This window comes from Stenotrophomonas sp. WED208, assembly GCF_040984485.1.
Lineage (GTDB): Bacteria > Pseudomonadota > Gammaproteobacteria > Xanthomonadales > Xanthomonadaceae > Stenotrophomonas > Stenotrophomonas riyadhensis.
The window spans coordinates 4,227,847-4,246,444 of sequence record NZ_JAZARB010000001.1 but is presented as its reverse complement, the minus strand read 5'-3'; the positions used below and the strand labels follow the sequence as shown (position 1 = coordinate 4,246,444).

The 18,598-nt window shown below is 66.5% G+C and carries 17 protein-coding genes; 11 read left to right on the top strand and 6 right to left on the bottom strand.

All coding sequences use genetic code 11. The annotated features are described in order from the left end of the window. Positions 1-10: 10 nt before the first annotated feature. On the top strand, positions 11-466 hold the full coding sequence (gene yiaA / locus VPH47_RS19390) for an inner membrane protein YiaA (protein WP_180848047.1): 456 nt from the start codon (positions 11-13) through the stop codon (positions 464-466). Positions 467-572: 106 nt separating this feature from the next. On the opposite strand, the gene VPH47_RS19385 is transcribed toward yiaA, so the two are convergent. The 6 genes from VPH47_RS19385 to VPH47_RS19360 form a co-directional block, all read right to left on the bottom strand. Continuing rightward, entirely contained in the window at positions 573-896 is a 324-nt protein-coding gene (locus VPH47_RS19385; RefSeq protein WP_368851540.1) for a hypothetical protein, read from the bottom strand. Between the two features lie 111 nt (positions 897-1,007). Then, on the bottom strand, positions 1,008-2,309 hold the full coding sequence (locus tag VPH47_RS19380) for an APC family permease (protein ID WP_164162246.1): 1,302 nt from the start codon (positions 2,307-2,309) through the stop codon (positions 1,008-1,010). Next, positions 2,306-3,064: a L,D-transpeptidase gene (locus VPH47_RS19375; RefSeq protein WP_164162247.1), complete on the bottom strand. Its 759-nt coding sequence runs from the start codon at positions 3,062-3,064 to the stop codon at positions 2,306-2,308. Before VPH47_RS19375 ends, VPH47_RS19380 begins: the two co-directional genes overlap by 4 nt. A 15-nt stretch (positions 3,065-3,079) precedes the next feature. After that, positions 3,080-3,928, bottom strand: coding sequence for a MurR/RpiR family transcriptional regulator (locus VPH47_RS19370; protein ID WP_094000606.1), 849 nt, complete (start codon positions 3,926-3,928; stop codon positions 3,080-3,082). Between the two features lie 376 nt (positions 3,929-4,304). Next, positions 4,305-5,399, bottom strand: coding sequence for a dipeptide epimerase (locus tag VPH47_RS19365; protein ID WP_368851539.1), 1,095 nt, complete (start codon positions 5,397-5,399; stop codon positions 4,305-4,307). Beyond that, positions 5,400-6,836 (bottom strand): SH3 domain-containing protein, encoded by a 1,437-nt coding sequence (locus tag VPH47_RS19360; RefSeq protein WP_368851538.1) that lies wholly within the window; start codon positions 6,834-6,836, stop codon positions 5,400-5,402. A 132-nt stretch (positions 6,837-6,968) separates the two neighbouring features. Between VPH47_RS19360 and VPH47_RS19355 the strand changes: the two genes are divergently transcribed. The 10 genes from VPH47_RS19355 to VPH47_RS19310 all read left to right on the top strand — a co-directional run bounded on the left by VPH47_RS19355 (position 6,969) and on the right by VPH47_RS19310 (position 18,488). After that, on the top strand, positions 6,969-8,459 hold the full coding sequence (locus VPH47_RS19355; RefSeq protein ID WP_368851537.1) for a transglutaminase-like domain-containing protein: 1,491 nt from the start codon (positions 6,969-6,971) through the stop codon (positions 8,457-8,459). A gap of 51 nt (positions 8,460-8,510) precedes the next feature. Beyond that, positions 8,511-11,513, top strand: a complete 3,003-nt coding sequence (locus tag VPH47_RS19350) for a TonB-dependent receptor (RefSeq protein WP_368851536.1) — start codon at positions 8,511-8,513, stop codon at positions 11,511-11,513. Between the two features lie 65 nt (positions 11,514-11,578). Continuing rightward, a complete protein-coding gene (locus tag VPH47_RS19345; protein ID WP_368851535.1) occupies positions 11,579-13,132 on the top strand; it encodes a serine hydrolase domain-containing protein in 1,554 nt (517 codons plus the stop codon). Then, a complete protein-coding gene (locus tag VPH47_RS19340) occupies positions 13,065-13,778 on the top strand; it encodes a M15 family metallopeptidase (RefSeq protein ID WP_197612555.1) in 714 nt (237 codons plus the stop codon). Before VPH47_RS19345 ends, VPH47_RS19340 begins: the two co-directional genes overlap by 68 nt. Positions 13,779-14,010: 232 nt before the next feature. After that, on the top strand, positions 14,011-14,382 hold the full coding sequence (locus VPH47_RS19335; protein WP_368851534.1) for a hypothetical protein: 372 nt from the start codon (positions 14,011-14,013) through the stop codon (positions 14,380-14,382). 232 nt (positions 14,383-14,614) lie between these two features. Next, the gene (locus VPH47_RS19330; protein WP_368851533.1) at positions 14,615-15,025 is read left to right on the top strand and encodes an EF-hand domain-containing protein; all 411 of its coding nucleotides are present in this window, start codon (positions 14,615-14,617) and stop codon (positions 15,023-15,025) included. A gap of 105 nt (positions 15,026-15,130) precedes the next feature. Next, positions 15,131-15,640, top strand: coding sequence for a DinB family protein (locus tag VPH47_RS19325; protein WP_049400072.1), 510 nt, complete (start codon positions 15,131-15,133; stop codon positions 15,638-15,640). 45 nt (positions 15,641-15,685) lie between these two features. Next, positions 15,686-16,438, top strand: coding sequence for an HAD family hydrolase (locus tag VPH47_RS19320; protein ID WP_164161726.1), 753 nt, complete (start codon positions 15,686-15,688; stop codon positions 16,436-16,438). A 31-nt stretch (positions 16,439-16,469) separates the two neighbouring features. Beyond that, positions 16,470-16,958: a hypothetical protein gene (locus tag VPH47_RS19315; RefSeq protein ID WP_368851532.1), complete on the top strand. Its 489-nt coding sequence runs from the start codon at positions 16,470-16,472 to the stop codon at positions 16,956-16,958. Positions 16,959-17,123: 165 nt separating this feature from the next. After that, on the top strand, positions 17,124-18,488 hold the full coding sequence (locus tag VPH47_RS19310; protein ID WP_368851531.1) for a VOC family protein: 1,365 nt from the start codon (positions 17,124-17,126) through the stop codon (positions 18,486-18,488). Positions 18,489-18,598: the final 110 nt, after the last annotated feature.

Here is an 18,598-nt window from a genome sequence, read left to right as displayed (position 1 = left end):
AGGACCTGCAATGAACACTGCCATGCCCCACAAGCCGTCCACCGCCTTCATCGCCGCCTCGTGGGTGGCCCTGCTGCTGGGTGCGGCGGCCTACCTGATCGGCCTGTTCAATGCCGCCACGATGGCGCTCAACGAGAAGGGCTACTACCTGACCCTGCTGCTGTTCGGCCTGTTCGCGGCGGTGTCGCTGCAGAAGAGCGTGCGTGACCGCGTCGAGGGCATTCCGGTGAGCGCGCTGTATTACGCACTGTGCTGGTTCGCGCTGCTGTCGGCGCTGATGCTGCTGCTGGTTGGGCTGTGGAATGCCACCCTGGCGTCGAGCGAGAAGGGCTTCTACGGCATGGCGTACGCGCTGTCGCTGTTCGGTGCGGTGGCGGTGCAGAAGAACACCCGCGACCTGATCGCCGCCGGTGGCGGTGAGAGCAAGCGCAGCGCGGCCGTGCCGCCGCTGCCGGAACAGGAGTGATCGATCCGGTGTAGAGCTGAGTCATGCCCGGCTCAGTCGAGCATGGCTCGACTCTACAGACGAGGTGCGAGAGCCGAGCGTAGGCTCGGCTCAACAGGGGCTTGCGCTACCGCGTTAGACGCGGATCCGCCCGCTGCGCTTCCTCCCAGCCACGACGCGCCGCATTGCGTGCCTGCGCCCAGTCCAGGCGGCTGCGGCCGCGTTCGCTGGCCCAGCGTGATTCCAGTTCGCGTTCCACTTCCTCGTAGGCGCGGATCATGTCCTGCGCACGTGCGGTGTGGCCGATGCGGTAGGCCGGCTCATAGTCCTCGAAGAACAGCTGGTCGTCGTAGTACGGTTCGGCCGTGTAGCGTTCGCGCCAGTAGTTGCTGACCGCATCGCGCGGTGTGCTGTCGTCCGGTACGCGGCCGGGAATCTGGTACTCGGTCATGGAAGGGCTCCGTTGTGGACGAAGCCTGATCGTGCCTGCACCGCGGTTAACGGCCCGGTCCGGCAGCGTGATCGCCAGATCAATCCACCGGGCATGGCCCGGCGCTATCGATCACCCGGCGTCGGCATCCTTGCGCGGCAGCTTGTAGATCACCGCGCCGATGGCAAACGCCACCAGCGCCGCGGCGATGTTCTGCCAGCTGGCACTGGCGAACAGCGCAATGCACAGCAGCAGCGCCAGCACCGGAATCAGCGGGCCACCGGGCAGCTTCAATGCACCGGGGCGGTCGGCGTAGCGCTTGGCCAGCACCAGTACTGCAGCGGCTGTACCGATGTAGGCGAACAGGCGCGTGGTCATCGACAGCAGTGCCAGCTGCACGAACGAACCGGACAGGGCCAGGCCCAGTGCGATCAGGCCCTGGCACAGGATCGACGCGGCCGGCGTGTGGAAGCGCGGATGCACCTGCGCCAGGATCTTCGGCCCGTAGCCATCGCGCGCCAGCGCGAACAGGAAGCGCGGGCCCATCATCATCGTGTTGCTGTTGGTGCCGAGGATGGAGATGGTCGCGCCGATGGTCAGGATCAGCGCCAGTGCCTCGCCACCGAAGCCGGCGGCGGCATCGGCCAGCGGTGTGGCCGAGCTGGCCAGGCCGGCCAGCGTGCCCTGCGCCACCACCTGCACCGCGCCGTAGATGACGGTGACGGTGATGATCATGGTGATCAGCGCGAACGGAATATCGCGGCGCGGATTGCGGTACTCGCCCGCGGCGGCCGGGATGTTCTCGAAGCCGGCGTAGGCGTACAGCAGCAGCAAGGCGGCTTCGCCCATGCGCTGCAGGTCATGCGGGTCCGGGCGCTGGCCGGAGAAGGCCAGCTGCGGATCGATGTAGAACGCACCGATGGCCACGAACAGCAGCAGCGGCAGCATCTTGCCGATCACCAGCACCACGCCGGTACGCGCGGCCGAGCGTACGCCGATGATGTTGACGCCGGTCAGGAAGCCCAGCGACACCACGATCACCGCGATGCGGCCCATGCCGGCGCCGGCCCACGGCCAGAAGCGCGCGACGGCATCGGCCAGCGCGTTGCTCAATGCGGCCGCCGAGCTGATGCGGGTCAGCCAGATCATCCAGCCGATCTCGAAACCGGCGAAGCGGCCGAAGGCTTCGCGGGCATACAGGTAGCTGCCTCCGGGTTCATCGAAGTAACTGGCGGCCTGCGCGTAGCAGAGCACCAGCAGCGCGACGACGATGCCGGCGGCGACCACGCCCCACAGGCTGAAGGGACCGAGCAGGGCGACGGTGGCGGCCGGCAGCAGGTAGATGCCGCTGCCGATCACATCGTTGATCGACAGGCCGACGATCTGCCAGCGGCTGACCGCGCGCTGCAGCTGCGGTTCGTCCTGCGCGCTCAACGGGCGTCTCCGCGCAGTGCGGGCAGCTGCCATTGCGCCTGTAGTCGCTTGTACTCGGTGCGTGGCAGCAGCACGAAGCGCGGCGTATCCTGCGGCCGCAGCCAGTCCAGCAGGGCCTGCATGCGCGCCTGCGGCATGGCGGTGCAGCCGGCGGTGGCCTCACCCGGCTGGCGCCACAGATGGGCGAAGATGCAGCTGCCCTTGCCGGGCTGGTTGCCCGGGTTGTGGGCAATCACGAAGCCCTGTTGATAGCGCACGTCGCCCTTGTTGTGCAGGTCCAGCCGCATCGGCTCGGTGGAGCCCTTGACCGCTGCACTGCCGACCTTCTTTTCATCCACGATGCGGTTGTAGAACGGCGAGCCGGGCACATCCATGCAGTAGCTGCTGTCCAGCATCGGCTGGTAGGGCATGGCGGTGCCGGGGCGTGTAACGGCATAGCCGAACGCGCTGCCCAGCGCGAACACGCCGGCCGGGCTGCGGCCATCGCCTTCCTGTTTCTGCGGGCCGTCGGTCTGCGCCGGATGCAGGCCCAGGCCCCAGGCGCTGCCGGTACGGCCGAGCGCCACCGGGAACGCCTGCCCATGTGCATGCCAGCCCTTGCCATCACGCACATAGGCCTGCAGTTGTCCCTCGGTGCTGTCCCAGCTTTCGCTGGTGACCACGATCAGCTGGCGCGCGCCATCCAGTGGCGCGGCGTGGGCGGACATCGCCGCAGAAAGCAGCACGGCAGTAGCGAGGCGGACCAGCGATTTCATCAACGTGCGCTCCGGTCAGGAATCCAGCAGGTGGTCGATCCGCTCCAGGTTCACCGCGAGCTGCTGCTGGCGATCCGGATTGGCGTGGCAGAGCAGCACGAACAGGAAATCGAGCAGCGCGTGCATGGCGCTACGGTACAGCAGCTGCGCGACCTGCGGCGTGCGGTCGTGCGCACACACCACCAGTGTTGCATCAGCATGCGCGCGCAGCGGGTTGGCGGTGTGGCGGGTAATGGAAATCACCTTGCCACCCATGTCCTGGAACTGCCGCGACAACTGTGAAAGCTGCGGCAGGTTGCCGAACTCGGAGAACACCAGCAGCGCATCGCCGGGACGTGCGGCCGACAGGTTGGCCAGCATCAGGATCGGGTCGGTATGCGGCACCACCAGCAGGCCGAGCAGCGACAGCCGCATGGCGAACTCGCGGGCGAACAGGCCGTCGTCACCCAGGCCGTACACGAACAGCTTCGGCGCGCCGTCGAGCAGCTGCACGATGCGCTCGATTTCCCCGCGTGGATTGGCCTGTCGGGTTTCCTCTTCGGCTTGTGCCTTGCTGCGGCGCAGGGCCTCGCCCAGGCGCAGGTAGTCATCGCCGCTGTCGGGTTCGCTGGGCGCCTGCTGCGGGTCGGCACCGGCGCGAGCTACATCCTGGCCGATGGAGTACTTCAGGTCCGGGTAGCCCTTGAAGCCGAGCTTCTGGCTGAATTTCACCACGCTGGACTGGCTGATGCCCAGCGCGCTGGCCAGCTGCTGGGACGAGTAGTCGCGCAGCAAGTGGGCGTTGTCGAGGATGAAGTCGGCGATGCGGCGCTCGATGGCCGACATCTGCCCGCGCTCGGAACGGATCTTCAGCAGGGGCGGCATGCGGGGTGTCCGGGTGTCTGCAAAGGCGCTGCGGTTGGCAGCGTAGAGCGTGTCATGGGAAGGGTCGGGCGGGTGCCAGCAGCGAAGAGGATATGGAGTGCGGTTGTTGCCTTTGACGTTGAGTCCGCCTTCAAGCGAGCCGAGCACCGCAGGTCCGGCGAGGGCGAAGAGGCGCGGGTGTCTGAGCGCAGCGAGTTCCGCGCCGTCCCTCGGCGGGCCGAGGAGCGCAGGGCACCGACGTGCGCAGCACGTCGGCTCGCGGCCGGCGGAGCGCTTCTTTTGGTTACTTTTCTTTCCGCAGAAAGAAAAGTAACGTCCGACCAGGCATCAGGTAAGGACGGCCCTTGTAGAGTCGAGCCATGCTCGACTGCGCGGGTCACCCCAGCATCTCCAGCCCACGCACTTCGGTGATGCCCAGCCCCGGTACGTCGCTGATGCTGATCTCCGATTCGTTGAAATGCACGCCCCCGCTGACCGGGTCGAACTGGCCCAGCGAGGGGCCATCCAGGTCGACCTTGGTGATCACATCGCTCTTGGCCACCGCCAGATGCACGGCGGCAGCCACGCTGATGCTGGATTCGATCATGCAGCCGATCATGCACGGCACGCCGTAGATGCCGGCGATGTCGGCAATGCGGATCGCGTTGGACAGGCCGCCGGTCTTCATCAGCTTGATGTTGATGATGTCGGCCGCGCGCTGCTGGATCAGGTCCATCACCTGGCTTGGGCTGAACACGCTTTCGTCGGCCATCACCGGCGTGTTGACGCGATCGGTGACGTACTTCAGGCCGCTGATGTCGGCCGCCTTCACCGGCTGCTCCAGCAGCTCCAGTACCACGCCGGCTTCCTCCAGCGTGCGCATCGCATGCACCGCCTGCTTGGCGGTCCAGCCCTGGTTGGCATCCAGCCGCAGCAGGGCGCGGCCCTCCACCACAGCATGAATCGCCTTGACCCGTTCGATGTCCAGGCCGATGTCCTTGCCGACCTTGATCTTCAGCGACTCGAAGCCGCGCTCGATCGCCGACAGCGAATCGGCCACCATCTTGTCGATGTAGTCCACGCTGATGGTGATGTCGGTGGTGATCACCGGGTCGCCGCCGCCGAGCATCTGGTACAGCGGTGCACCGTGCAGCTGCGCCCACAGGTCGTACAGCGCGATCTCCACCGCGGCCTTGGCGCTGGTGTTGCGCTCCATCGCGGTCTGCACCAGACCGCACAGGCGATTGAGGTTGGCCACGTCCTGGCCGATCAGGCGCGGCGCAATGAAGTGGCGGATCGCTTCGATGATCGAGCCGTGCGTATCACCGGTGATCACCGCCGTGGCTGGGGCTTCACCGTAGCCGGTGTTGCCGGTGTCGGTGCGGATCAGCACCACCACGTCTTCTACGGTTTCCACCGTGCGCAGGGCAGTCTTGAACGGTGTTTTCAGCGGCACGCGCAGCATGCCCAGTTCGATGGCAGTGATCTTCATTCAGGGGGTCTTGGCACGCAGGCGTTGGATGTTGGTGATGCGGTCGATGTAGCGGACGCTGTCGCTGGCCATCATCGGCTCCAGCGGGGTGACCGAAACACCATTGAGGTGGGCCTGCACGCGCTTGCCGTCAGCACCGAACCAGCTGCCGCCCGCCGTATCGTGGATGACCCAGGTGCGGCCGTCGACGTGGCCAATGGCCATCATCACGTGGCCGGGGATGTAGACCAGATCGCCCACCTGCAGGTCGGTGACGGCGCGGTCGCGCACCGCCTTGCCGTCCTTGCCGGTGAATGGCACGCGGTCCAGCGCCGGGCTGACCGCCTGCGCGCTGGTATTGCGCGGCAGCAGCACGCCGAAGCTGCGATAGATCTCGGAAACGAAACCGCTGCAGTCGCGGGTGTCGTAATCGTGGCCCCAACCGTAGCGTTCACCGAGGAATTTGAAGGCCTGCTGCAGCAGCAGGCGCGGGGTCAGTGGCAGGTAGTCGGCGGCGGTGTCCTGCGAGCGCGGCAGCAGGGCCGGTATCAGCTTCAATCGACCATCGGCCTCGCGTACCGGCAGCTGCACCACCCACGATGCATGCGCCTGCTGGCCGTTCACTGGCTCTGACGCCGGCCAGTCGGCCAGCACCGGCAAGCGCATGCCCATGTCCAGCTGCAGGCGCGAGACGCGCGGTTCTTCCGGGGTGTAGGCAGTCTGCGCGGTGGCGCCGGTGATGATCCGGTAAGGTCCCTTCGCGCCGTAGCCGAGCACCGTGGCTTTGTCGTCGCTGGCGATGGCATCGGCCTCGATCCATGCGCTGTAGCGCTCACTGTGCACGAACAACCAGCGGCCGTCGGCGCTGCGATGGACCACGGCAACCTTGTCGCCGGGGAACAGCGCCGACTCCTGGAAGCGGTCGATGTCGGTGTCGCCGACGCTGCTGAAGACGCGTTCGCGGGTGGGGAAGGTGCGCAGTGCGGCGCGCTTTACCACCAGCCCGTATTGCGGTGCCACCTGCGTGGGAATCGCATCCAGGCCGAGGTTGGCTTCGATCGTGCTGCGCAGTGCCGGCGTGATGGCCTGGCCCTTGTCATTGTAGAGGGCACGCGTGGGCCAGCTCGACAGCGCGGTGATGCTGGCGCGCACCGCCGCCGCATCCAGCTGGGCTGGCAATGCGGCGATGTCCTGGATGTGGCTGTCCTGTGCCCGCATCCGCGCGTTCTGTGCCTCGATCTGGCTGCGGTCCAGGATCGGTGCATCGGCGTTGTCCAGGCGCGCGGTCCAGTACTGCGGGGTGAGGTAGGCCTCGTGCAGGCCGATCACATAGGGCAGCGGCGCGCCCGGGTCGGGCGGCGGGGCCGCCTGTGCAAAGGCCGGTGCGGCCAGCAGGCACAGGGCCAGGGTCAAGCGGCGTGGCCAATGCCGATGCCGTTCGCGGGAAGCCAGGATCATGCGCTGCACACCCTCCTCGAATGCCTGTTGGAATATTTATTCCTTTTGGCATCGAAAGCAAGAATAAATTATTGACCGGCATCCCGGCCCGTGTTACACAGCCGTTACCACCCGCGCTGGGGAAGTGTCGCTGTGGATCCTGCCGTTCGCAAACCACGTCTGCCTGCCACTGCCGGCCTGTGTGCCGCGCTGCTGCTGTGGGCGTGGTCGGCGGGAGCGGAGCCGCCACCCTCTGCCATCCAGTTTGCGCGGGTCGTGCAGATGATCGACGCGGGACGGTTCTCCGAAGCCGGCAGCGAACTGAACACCTGGTCGGCTGCGGACGCGGCGGAGCCTGGCGTCAGTTTCGACGACATCGCGTTCCAGGAAGAGCGCATGCGCCGCATCCGCCTGGATTTTTCCCTCGACGAAGCCGCCGCCAAGTCTGCCGTGCGCCGCTGGATTCCCGACCTGACCGACGAGGAATTCGCACGCTGGGACCAGCTTGGACTGATCGAACACCTCGACATCGATGGCACGCGCTGGTACTTCAAGCGCGCACCGTCGAACCTGTTCCTGCTCAGCGACGAAGCACGTGGACGCCGCCGCGCGGATGCACCGATGCCGGCGCCGGGCCCAAACGAGGTGCTCAACGCGCACCACGCACGCGTGCTTGCCGCAGCGGAACAAAGTGGCCGGGCGTCGGTACTGCCGCAGCGCATTGAATTCACCCAGTCGCTCACGGTGAAAGCCGATGCGGTGCCGACCGGCGAGACCGTACGCGCCTGGATTCCGTACCCGCGCGAGATCCCGGGCCAGCAGGAGCGGGTGCAGTGGCTGGGCAGCACCCCGGGCAAGGCGCGCGTGGCACCAGCCAGCACCCTGCAGCGTACCGCCTATCTGGAAGCCAAAGCGGTGGCCGGGCAGCCGACCCGCTTCGAGGTCCGCTATGCGGTCACGATCCTGGCCCGGCATACCGCAATCGATCCGGCCAAGGTGCAGCCGACACCGGCCGATCCGGCACTGAAACCCTACCTGGCCGAGCAGCTGCCGCACGTGCGCTTCACGCCGGCGCTGAAGCTGTTCTCCGACCAGGTGCTGCAGGGGGAAACCCGCCCGTATGAAGTGGTGCGCAAGCTGTTTGCTGCCGTGGATCGCATTCCATGGGCCGGTGCGCGCGAATACTCCACGATCAGCAACATCAGCGATTACGCGCTGCATGCCGGGCATGCCGACTGTGGGCAGCAGACCCTGCTGCTGATCGCGCTGCTGCGCCTGAACGGCATTCCTGCACGCTGGCAGTCGGGCATGGTGTTCTCCGGCGATGGCAGTGGTTACAACAACCTGCATGACTGGGGGCAGGTCTACCTGGCGCCGTATGGATGGCTGCCGATGGACGTGACCACCGGCGCACTGGCCAGCGACGTGCCGGCCCTGCGCGATTTCTACCTGGGTGGCCTCGACGGCTACCGCATCGCCTTCAACGATGATTTCGGCCAGGCCCTGGTGCCGGCCAAGCAGCACTTCCGCTCGGAAACGGTCGACTCGCAGCGCGGCGAGGCCGAGTGGGCAGGCGGCAACCTGTACTTCGACCAATGGAGCTACGACTTCCAGTGGCGGGTACTGCCAGCCGGGCAACGCTAGCGCGACACATCGCACTCCACACCATTCAATTCTTGCAGGAGAGAGCAGGGGATGAAGGCTTACAGCATCAAGCGGGCGGCGTTGTGCGTCGCCCTTGGGGCGTGTCTGGGCATGATCGCGCCCAGCGCATTCGCACAGGATGGTTCGGTGGTTGGCCGGTTGGTCACCGATTCGGGCCAGCGCCTGGACGCCGCCACGGTAACCGTACGCAATCCGGCCACCGGTTTCTCGCGTTCGGTGAAGGCCGACGCCAACGGCAGCTACCGCATTCCACAGTTGCCGGTAGGCACCTACACCCTGGAGGTGGCGGTGGCTGGCGGCGCGCCTGCGCAGGTGGGCGAGGTGACGGTGTCGCTTGGCAACGCCACCACGGTCAATGTGCCCGTCTCTGGCATCAGCACGCTGGGTGCCGTGCAGGTGCGCGCGCCACAGGTCATCTCGATGGTCGACGTGACCTCCACCGATTCGTCCATGAACCTCAGCCGCCAGGACATCGAGCGGCTGCCGGTCGACCAGGACCTGAAATCAGTGGCGATGCTGGCCCCGGGCGTGGTCTCGGGCAAAGGCTCGCTGGGTGCGCAGGGCATCTCCTTCGGTGGTTCGTCGGTGGCCGAGAACGCGGTCTACATCGATGGCCTGAACGTGACCGACTTCTACAACCGCGTCGGCTTCTCATCGGCGCCGTTCGCGTTCTTCCAGGAATTCCAGGTGAAGACCGGTGGCTACTCGGTGGAGTTCGGCCGTACCACCGGCGGCGTGATCAACGCTGCGACGCGCTCGGGCAGCAACGATTTCCACGCTGGCGTCGAGTACACCTTCGAGCCGCGTGCCTGGCAGTCCAGCAAGAACGATCACTACACCGCTGACGGCACGCCGTACATCATCGGCAGCCAGGACAAGCACACCACCAACCGGCTCAACGTGTGGGGTTCGGGTGCACTGGTACAGGACCGCCTGTTCTTCTTCGGCATGTACGAGATCCGCGACAACCGCGCCCAGTACACCAACAACGATGGCAACGTCTTCAACCAGGGCAGCACCGACGATCCGTTCTGGGGCGGCAAGCTGGACTGGCAGATCAACGACAACCACCGCCTGTCGCTGATGGGGTTCTCGGACAAGGACAACTGGGCCTACGACGTCTACGGCTTCGACCTGGCCAAGGGCGAGCCCACTGCCAAGACCAACGAGATCTACACCACCAACGGCGGCAAGAACTGGGCCGCTTCCTACAACGGCCAGCTCACCGAAGGGCTGTCGGTGCGTGCGATGTATGGCAAGAACCAGCGCTATGCCTCGCAGCGCAGCATGACCGACCTGGAGTGCAACCGCGTGGTGGCCGAGAGCGGACTGGCTCCGGCAGGCGTACCGCTGGGTTGCACCACCAACTCCACCGTGCAGTCGCGCGTGGATGATCGCGAGCAGGCGCGGCTGGATTTCGAGTGGCAGCTGGGGCCCCATCTGCTGCGCTTCGGTGTGGATCACGAGAAGAACGTATCCACCTATGATCGTTACTATCCCGGCCCGGGCGCGTTCTACTACAACGTCTACAAGACCACGCCGGGTTCGATCCTGGAAAACGGTGGGGTGGTACCGGCAGGCACCACCGCCTATGTACGCGCGCGGCGCAATGAAGTGGGGGGTGAGTTCGAGAGCACCAACGCGGCGTACTACCTGGAAGACAACTGGTCGGTCACCGACAACCTGCTGCTGAACCTCGGCATCCGCATGGAGACCTTCGACAACAAGGACGCCGAAGGCCGCAGCTACATCAAGATGGACAACATGTGGGCGCCGCGCGCCGGCTTCGCCTGGGACATCAAGGGCGATGGCGCGATGAAGCTGTTCGGCAACATCGGCCGCTACTACCTGCCGGTGGCCAACGTGATCAACATCAAGCAGGCCGGTGGGCTGCTTGATGAGCGCACCTATTACGCTTTCAACGGCTGGGACATCCGCGAGATCAACGGCAGCCGCTACGCCGTGCCGCGCACCGGTGCGCAGATCGGGCCGGTGGACAACTCGCAGGGCGATGGCACGGTCGGTGACCTGCGCTCGGAAGTGGACCGCGACATGGACCCGGTCTACCAGGATGAACTGATCCTGGGCTTCCAGCAGATGCTCAACGAGCGCTGGTCCTATGGGGTGCGTGGCATCTACCGCAAGCTGCACAACGCCATCGATGACATGCACATCACGGCCAGCGCGCAGTGCGGCAATGCCGAAGTGGGCTGGGTGATGGCCAACCCGGGCAGGAAGGTCACCGTGTGGGGTGATACCAACTGCGACGGTGTCTCCGATGGTTGGTTGACCGTGGACATCAGCAAGGAGGGCTTCGCCCAGTACGACGACAAGGGCAACTACATCGGCCAGATCGGCTGGGACAAGCCGCGTCGCGACTACAAGGCGCTGGAACTGCAGCTGGACCGTGGCTGGGACGGCACGTGGGCGATGAATGCCTCGTACACGCTGGCGTACGGGCGCGGCAACGCCGAAGGCCCGGTCAACTCCGATACCGACTTTGCCGATACCGGCCGCACCGAGAACTTCGATGATCCGTGGGTCAACCGCGGGGGCTACGGCTACCTGGCCAATGATCGTCGCCATCAGTTGAAGCTGCGCGGCAGCTACGCGATTACCGAGAACCTGCTGGTCGGCGCCACCCTTGACGCCCGCTCCGGCGGTCCGATCACGGGGTTTGGCGTGGGTAACCCCAGCGGCAATACCAAGCCCTTCCACAGCTACTACATCTGCGTGCAGAACTGCACCTCCAGTGTTCCTTCCGAGCGCGTCTACGAGCATTCCCCGCGCGGAGGCTACGGGCGCATGCCGTGGACCTACGAACTGGGTGCGAACATCACCTGGAACAAGCAGTTCGGCGAGGCCGACCTGAAGGTGAAGCTGTCCATCTACAACCTGACCAACCAGCAGAAGAAGATGTCGGTGGACCAGGAGAAGGAGAACGCCATTGGGCACATCAGCGACACCTTCCTGTGGCCGACCAGCTTCCAGTCGCCGCGCTATGCACAGCTGACCGTAAGCCTGAGCTACTGAGGCACCCTCCCGCGCCATCCCGATGGGTGGCGCGGGGGCTGGGTCATACGCCGTGAGGAACGCCCATGCACCCCCTGTTGATCCTCGCAGCGGCACTGGCCGCACCCTCCGCTTCGGCGGTCGATACCGCATCCATCGATGCCGATGTCGCCGCCGTGGTCCGGGCCGAGCATCTCCCCGGGCTGGCGATGGCGGTGGTCGAGAACGGGCAGGTGGTCTATCGCCATGCCGAAGGCGCGCGCGGTGATGGCGGCCGCATCGACGAGGACACGCTGTTCAAGATCGCCTCCAACAGCAAGGCGATGACCGCCGCACTGCTGGCGCGACTGGTGCAGCAGGGCAGGCTGCGCTGGGACGATCCGGTGCAGCGCCATCTGCCGGGCTTCCGCATGCACGATGCATGGGTGGGGCAGCAGATGCAGGTGCGCGACCTGCTGATCCACAACAGCGGTCTCGGCCTGGGTGCCGGTGACCTGATGCTGTGGCCGGAACCGAACACGTTCTCCCGCGCCGACATCATTGCCGGGCTGGCGCACCTGAAGCCGGTCAGCAGCTTCCGCAGCCACTATGCCTACGACAACCTGATGTACGTGGTGGCCGGCGAAGTGGCCGCCGCGGCCGCTGGCAAACCCTATGACCAGCTGATGCGCGAGCAGGTGTTCGAACCACTCGGCATGACGCGCTGCCAGGTGGGGGCCTGGTCGCTGAAACGCGTGGGCAACGTCGCGCAGCCACATGCCTGGCGTGGTGATCGCAACGAGGTGGTGAACGCCGACGGTGCCATCAGCCCGGACCTGCCGTCGATGGCGGCCGGAGGCATCCGCTGTTCGCTGCGCGACATGACGCGCTGGATGCAGGTACTGCTGGATCCTGCCGTGGTGCCGGACTGGTTGGATAGTGAACAGCGCAGCACGTTGTGGACATTGCACATGCCGATGCCGCTGGGTGAGCGCCAGCGGCGCTGGGACAACGCGCATTTCTACGGCTACGGCTATGGCTGGCGCGTGTCCGACATGGACGGGCAGTGGAAAGTAGCGCACACCGGCACGCTGTCTGGCATGTACTCGTCGCTGGCGCTGCTGCCCGACCGGAAGGTGGGCGTGGTGATGCTGATCAACGGCGAAGGCGAGGACGCGCGCACGGCCCTGATGCAGGCCACGCTGAAGCGCTTCACCACACCCGACGATGCGCGCCCGGCGATGGCGTACCTGGCCGAGCTGAAGGCTGACCAGGCAACGCGGGCGGCGACCGGCCATTCGCGGCCGTCCACCGCTGCGGCGCAGGAGACGAGCCGCACGGATCTGCCACGCTGGCAGGGCCGTTACCGCGATCCGTGGCTGGGCCCGGCCTCACTGTGCCCGGGCGCGGACGGCCTGCGCTTCAGCGTGGACAAGTCGCCCCGGCTGCAGGCCACGGTGCTGCAGTTGCAGGGGCGTTGGCTGCTGCGCTGGGATACGCTGGGCGAAGACGCACAGGCCTGGCTGCAGCCCGGTGACGGTGCGCCGCCCACACTGGACCTGCGCGCCATCGACCCGGACATCGACTTCAGCTATGACTTCCAGGACCTGCATTTCACTCGTACTGGCGACTGCGCTGGCAGCGAGCGCCAGCGCCGCTGAGCCGCCGCGCGTTTCGCCGGCCACCGATGCCGCCAGCGCCGGTATGGTCGAAATCCGGTCGCTGGCACCGCACATCGACATGGACATCCGCTACGCCAGCGCCAACAACTTCACCGGCGCGCGCGTACCGGGTTACGAGGCGCCCTCGTGCTTCCTGCTGGCGCCGGTGGCCAAGGCGCTGGCGCAGGTGGAACAGGACCTGCGCGCGGATGGGCTTGGCCTGCGGATCTACGACTGCTATCGCCCGGTGCGCTCGGTGCAGGCCTTCATGGCCTGGGTGAACGACCCGCGCGAGCGCTCGCGCAAGGCTTTGCAGTACCCGGATCTGGACAAGCCGCGGCTGCTGGCCGACGGCTACATCGCCGAGCGCTCCGGCCACAGTCGCGGTGCCACGGTCGATCTCGGCCTGCTGGATTGCCGTAGCGGCCGCTGCTCGCCACTGGACATGGGGACCGACTTTGACTTCTTTGGGCCTCGCGCGCATACGCAGACGAGCGGGTTGAGCGACGTGCAGCAGGCGAACCGCCAGCAGCTGGTGCGCGCGATGGCGCGCCGTGGTTTCGTCAACTATCCGCAGGAGTGGTGGCACTACACCCTGCAACCCGAACCGGATCCCGGCACCGCGTACGACGTCCCCGTGCGGTAGGGACATCGGCAGAGGGGCGCCGCTGTTGGTAGGTGTCGACCTTGGTCGACACGGTAGATCCACGCCATGCGTGGACGCCTTTCGTTCAATCATCGGAGTACTCGATTTCGATGGAGATTTCGTCCACGCATGGCGTGGATCTACCAGAAACCGGATTGGCGCGATGGCGCGCAGCAGGGCGCCGCCCTGCCGATACCCTTACACTGGCCGCCATCCCACCGTTGCCCACCCGATGAACCTTCCCCTGCACTTCGGCCTGCTCGGTACCCTCGAAGCGGGCGCCATCGCCCTGCTGGTCGGGCTGCTGGTGTACTTCCTGTGGTCGCAGCTGTGCCGGCTCCTGCACTGGACGGTCGGCCACGCGATCGGCTGGTCGTGCGTCATCTCGGTAGTGATCTCCGCCGGCATCGATGCCTGGAAGCTGTTCTACATGGGCATCGTGCGCCTGGAGTCGCCGCTGTACGCGCGCCTGTTCCTCGCCACCATCCACGATCCGAACGAACTCGGCAGCCGTGTAGTGCTGGAAATCGCCGGCGCGCTCGCTGGTGTTGCCCTCGGCTGGGTGGTGTTCAGTTCGCGGTCATCGGCGCAGAACGTCGACTGACGCAGGTTTTTCGTTCGCTGCCGGTTAAATCCGGCAGCGCTGAATGCGCATCTTATGCGCTGCTCACTTGCTGCTAACCACCGCGCTAAAGCATGCGTGGAGGTGAGTGGTTAATCGTGCGTGTTGACGCCGGTCGCGGGGCAAAATCGATTCAGAAAAGCGGTGGCAGGGTAGGTGCCGTGCGGAGACAACACGCCGCGCAACACCACCCAATTGGTAGGAGACACCCCTGATGACTATTCGCAACCGCAAGCCCCTGATCGCCCTGATCGTCGCCGCCGGCAGCGTGCTGGCCATTCCGGCGATGGCCCAGTCGGCCAAGCAGCAGGCCGCGCAGGCACAGAACGAGGCCGCGCAGGCGCAGCAGTCGGCGGCACAGGCAGGGCAGGCGGCTGACCAGGCGACCAATGCGGCCGCAGCGGCCTCGGCACAGGCCAATGGCGGTGGCCAGACCTGGGCCAGCATCGATACCGATGGCAACGGCACCATCAGCAAGACCGAGGCGCAGGTGAATGCCGGGCTCGCCCAGGTGTTCGACCAGGCCGATACCAACAAGGACGGCGAGTTGAGCACCGACGAGTACAAGGCCTACGTGGCCGCCCAGCAGGCCGGTGCAGGTGCCGGCGCGGCGCAGGGCCGCTGATCCACGCCTGATTCGGGAAGACCGGTGCATGGGGACCCGGGCGGCTGCGGCCGCCCGGGTTTTTGCTGTATTGACGGCGCCCGCGGCGGGCTCGACCATCCGCACATGGCAACCCTCAAAACCCATTTCGAGGCCATGGCACGCTACAACGCCTGGGCCAACCAGCGCCTGTACGCCGCCGTGGAGGCGTTGCCCGAGGAGGACTACCGCAGGCCGTGCGGCGCGTTCTTCGGCTCCGTTGAAGGGACGCTCAACCACCTGCTGGTGACGGATCGCATCTGGCTGCGCCGGTTGGCCGGGCAGGGCGATACCGGATATGCGCTCGATACGCTGCTGTTCACCGATTTCACCGCGCTGCGTCAGGCGCGGATCGAGGAGGATGCCGGCATCGTCGCGTTCGTGCTCGGGCTGTCCGACGCAGCCTTGGCGACCCGTGTCGCCTATCGACGCGTGTCCACGCCCGAACCGCAGCTGCAGCGGGTGGACGCCGGGCTGGCGCACTGGTTCAACCACCAGACCCATCACCGCGGCCAGGTACATACCCTGCTGACCCAACTGACCGGCCAGGCCCCGGCACTGGACCTTCTGGTCTACCAGCGCCAGCACGGCGACTGAGCGTGCCCGGTGTCCCACGTGCCGGGACGGCGGTATCCTTGTGCGATGACTACCCCCACGCCTGCGCCGTCGCGCGCCATCGGCCTGGTCGGTTTTGACGGTGACGATACGCTGTGGAAGAGCGAGGACTACTACCGCAAGGCCGAGCAGGATTATCTTGACCTGCTGTCGCGCTACGTCGACGTGCATGACACGCAGACCGCGCGCCACCTGCTGGAAGTGCAGCAGCGCCACCTGGGCACCTTCGGCTACGGCGTGAAGAGCATGACGCTGTCGATGATCGAAGCGGCCATCGACATCACCGGCCAGCGCATCGAGGCCAAGGACATCCAGCGCATCCTGGATATCGGCCACGACACCCTGCGCCACCCGGTCGACCTGATCGACGGTGTGCGCGAAGCGGTGGCGGCCATCGCCGAGCACTACCCGGTGGTGCTGATCACCAAGGGCGACCTGTTCCACCAGGAAGCGAAGATCAAGGTCGCCAACCTGGCCGAGCTGTTCCCGCGCATCGAGATCGTCTCCGAGAAGGACCCGGAGACCTACGCCCGCGTGCTGGCCGAGTTCGACCTGCCGATGCAGCGCTTCGTGATGGTTGGCAACTCGCTGCGTTCGGACATCGAGCCGGTGGTGACTCTGGGCGGCTGGGGCGTGCATACCCCGTACGCGGTGACCTGGGCCCACGAGACCCAGCACGGCGTGGCCGACGATGAACCGCGCATGGTCACCGCCGATACCGCCCACGACTGGCCGGCTGCACTGGCGGCGATCGAGGCCAAGGCCGCTGCGGCGGCCTGACAGGGCGCGGCGGCTGCGGCAGAATCGGGGCATGAACGTCCGACTGCGCGCGCTGTTGTTGTCCCTGCTGCTGGTGCCGGCCACCGTGCTGGCCCAGCAGACCGCCGAGCGCTCGGCGGCCTACACGGTGGAAACCGGTGACCGCTGGGTTGATGCCCAGCTGCAGGACATCAACCACTACGCCGAACGCTACCCCGACGCCTTCCTCGACGAAGTGTCGCGCTATGCCGAGGTGCCGCGCGGTTACATCAGCGCGCTGTTCACCACCCATGGCTGGCAGGCCGGGGATATCTACTTCGCCTGCTTCTGGGCCAAGGCCAGCGGCCAGACCTGCCGCGACAGCGTGCGCGCCTTCAGCCAGGACCCGGCGGGCGGCTGGGAGGCGGTGGTGAAGCGCATGCCGACCAAGCCGGACAACCTGCACTACCGCGCCGTGCGCCATGCCATCGTGGCCAGCTACCAGCACTGGGACCGGCCGATCACCCTGGATGCCACCCTGAGGCGCCAGCTCAAGCGGTAGTGCCGGTCGCTGGCCGGCAACTGCATCATTCCAGGCATCCAGAGGTTGCCGGCCAGCGGCCGGCACTACCGATTTCCGTCATGTTGCTCTGCATATCGCCGCCGCCGCGCGCTCCGGCGACAATACAGGTTCGAGCTGTTCCCCGTTCCCGTAATCGAGTGACTGATGAGCGCCTCTTTCGTTTCGCCTGATGTGATCCGCCGCCTGTTCGCGCAGGCCATGTCCCGCATGTACCGCACCGAAGTGCCGCTGTACGGCACGCTGGTGGAACTGGTGGAGCGGATCAACGCGCAGGTGCTTGACCAGGACCCGGCGCTGGCTGCGCAGCTGCAGCGCAACGACGAGCGTGCGCGCCTGGATGAAGAGCGCCACGGTGCGATCCGCGTCGGCACCGTGCAGGAACTGGCCACGCTGCGCCGCCTGTTCGCGGTGATGGGCATGTACCCGGTCGGCTACTACGACCTGTCCGTGGCCGGTGTGCCGGTGCACTCCACTGCGTTCCGCCCGCTGACCGGCGCCGCGCTGGCGCAGAACCCGTTCCGCGTGTTCACCTCGCTGCTGCGCCTGGAGCTGATCGAAGACGAAGCGCTGCGTGCCGAATCGGCGCGTATCCTCGAACGCCGCCGCATCTTCACCGAGGGCGCGCTGGCGCTGATCGACCAGGCCGAGCGTGACGGCGGGCTGTCGCAGGCCGATGCCGAGCGCTTCGTCGATGAAGCGCTGGAAACCTTCCGCTGGCACGGCGATGCCACTGTCGATCTGCCGACCTACCACGCGCTGCACAACGCGCATCGCCTGGTGGCCGACGTGGTCAGCTTCCGCGGCCCGCACATCAACCACCTGACCCCGCGTACGCTGGATATCGATGCCGCACAGGCGGCAATGATCGAGCACGGCATGGCGGCCAAGGCGGTGATCGAAGGCCCACCGCGCCGCACCTGCCCGATCCTGCTGCGGCAGACCAGCTTCAAGGCACTGGAAGAAGCCGTGCATTTCCCGGACAGCGAGGGTGGCGATGCCGGCACCCATACCGCGCGCTTCGGCGAGATCGAACAGCGTGGCCTTGCGCTGACCCCGAAGGGCCGCGCGCTGTACGACCAGCTGCTGTCGCAGGCCCGTGATGCCGGTGGCGAAGGCAGCACGGGCGGCGACTACGGCCAGCGCCTGCAGGCGGTGTTCGCCAGCTTCCCGGATGACCACGACACGCTGCGCCAGGAAGGCCTGGGCTATTACCGCTACCAGTTGACCGATGCCGGCCGCGCCGCGCCGGAGCGCGTGGCCGATCTGCCCGCCGAAGTACTGGTGGCCGCGGGCCTGGCCACCGCCGACCCGATCGTCTACGAGGATTTTCTGCCGGTCAGTGCCGCGGGCATCTTCCAGTCGAACCTGGGCGGCGAAGAACAGCGCGCCTATGCCGCGCACGCCAACCGCGAGGCCTTCGAGCAGGCGCTGGGCGTGGCGGTGAATGACGAGTTCGAGATCTACGAGCGGCTGCAGGCCGAATCGCTGGCGGCGCTGCGCACCGCGTGAAGGTAGAGCCGGCCGCTGGCCGGCTGTACCCGATGTCCGTACCTGGGGTCAGAGCCCTTTCCTGCGGAAAGAGATCCGACCCCGACGTTGCGCATGACCGGGGTCAGATC

Coding starts and splice junctions, on each gene's coding strand:
- VPH47_RS19320 (WP_164161726.1), top strand. CDS start 15,686: ATGACTACCCCCACGCCTGCGCCGTCGCGCGCCATCGGCCTGGTCGGT.
- VPH47_RS19335 (WP_368851534.1), top strand. CDS start 14,011: ATGAACCTTCCCCTGCACTTCGGCCTGCTCGGTACCCTCGAAGCGGGC.
- VPH47_RS19330 (WP_368851533.1), top strand. CDS start 14,615: ATGACTATTCGCAACCGCAAGCCCCTGATCGCCCTGATCGTCGCCGCC.
- yiaA (WP_180848047.1), top strand. CDS start 11: ATGAACACTGCCATGCCCCACAAGCCGTCCACCGCCTTCATCGCCGCC.
- VPH47_RS19360 (WP_368851538.1), bottom strand. CDS start 6,836: ATGATCCTGGCTTCCCGCGAACGGCATCGGCATTGGCCACGCCGCTTG.
- VPH47_RS19310 (WP_368851531.1), top strand. CDS start 17,124: ATGAGCGCCTCTTTCGTTTCGCCTGATGTGATCCGCCGCCTGTTCGCG.
- VPH47_RS19315 (WP_368851532.1), top strand. CDS start 16,470: ATGAACGTCCGACTGCGCGCGCTGTTGTTGTCCCTGCTGCTGGTGCCG.
- VPH47_RS19340 (WP_197612555.1), top strand. CDS start 13,065: ATGACTTCCAGGACCTGCATTTCACTCGTACTGGCGACTGCGCTGGCA.
- VPH47_RS19325 (WP_049400072.1), top strand. CDS start 15,131: ATGGCAACCCTCAAAACCCATTTCGAGGCCATGGCACGCTACAACGCC.
- VPH47_RS19350 (WP_368851536.1), top strand. CDS start 8,511: ATGAAGGCTTACAGCATCAAGCGGGCGGCGTTGTGCGTCGCCCTTGGG.
- VPH47_RS19370 (WP_094000606.1), bottom strand. CDS start 3,928: ATGCCGCCCCTGCTGAAGATCCGTTCCGAGCGCGGGCAGATGTCGGCC.
- VPH47_RS19375 (WP_164162247.1), bottom strand. CDS start 3,064: ATGAAATCGCTGGTCCGCCTCGCTACTGCCGTGCTGCTTTCTGCGGCG.
- VPH47_RS19345 (WP_368851535.1), top strand. CDS start 11,579: ATGCACCCCCTGTTGATCCTCGCAGCGGCACTGGCCGCACCCTCCGCT.
- VPH47_RS19385 (WP_368851540.1), bottom strand. CDS start 896: ATGACCGAGTACCAGATTCCCGGCCGCGTACCGGACGACAGCACACCG.
- VPH47_RS19365 (WP_368851539.1), bottom strand. CDS start 5,399: ATGAAGATCACTGCCATCGAACTGGGCATGCTGCGCGTGCCGCTGAAA.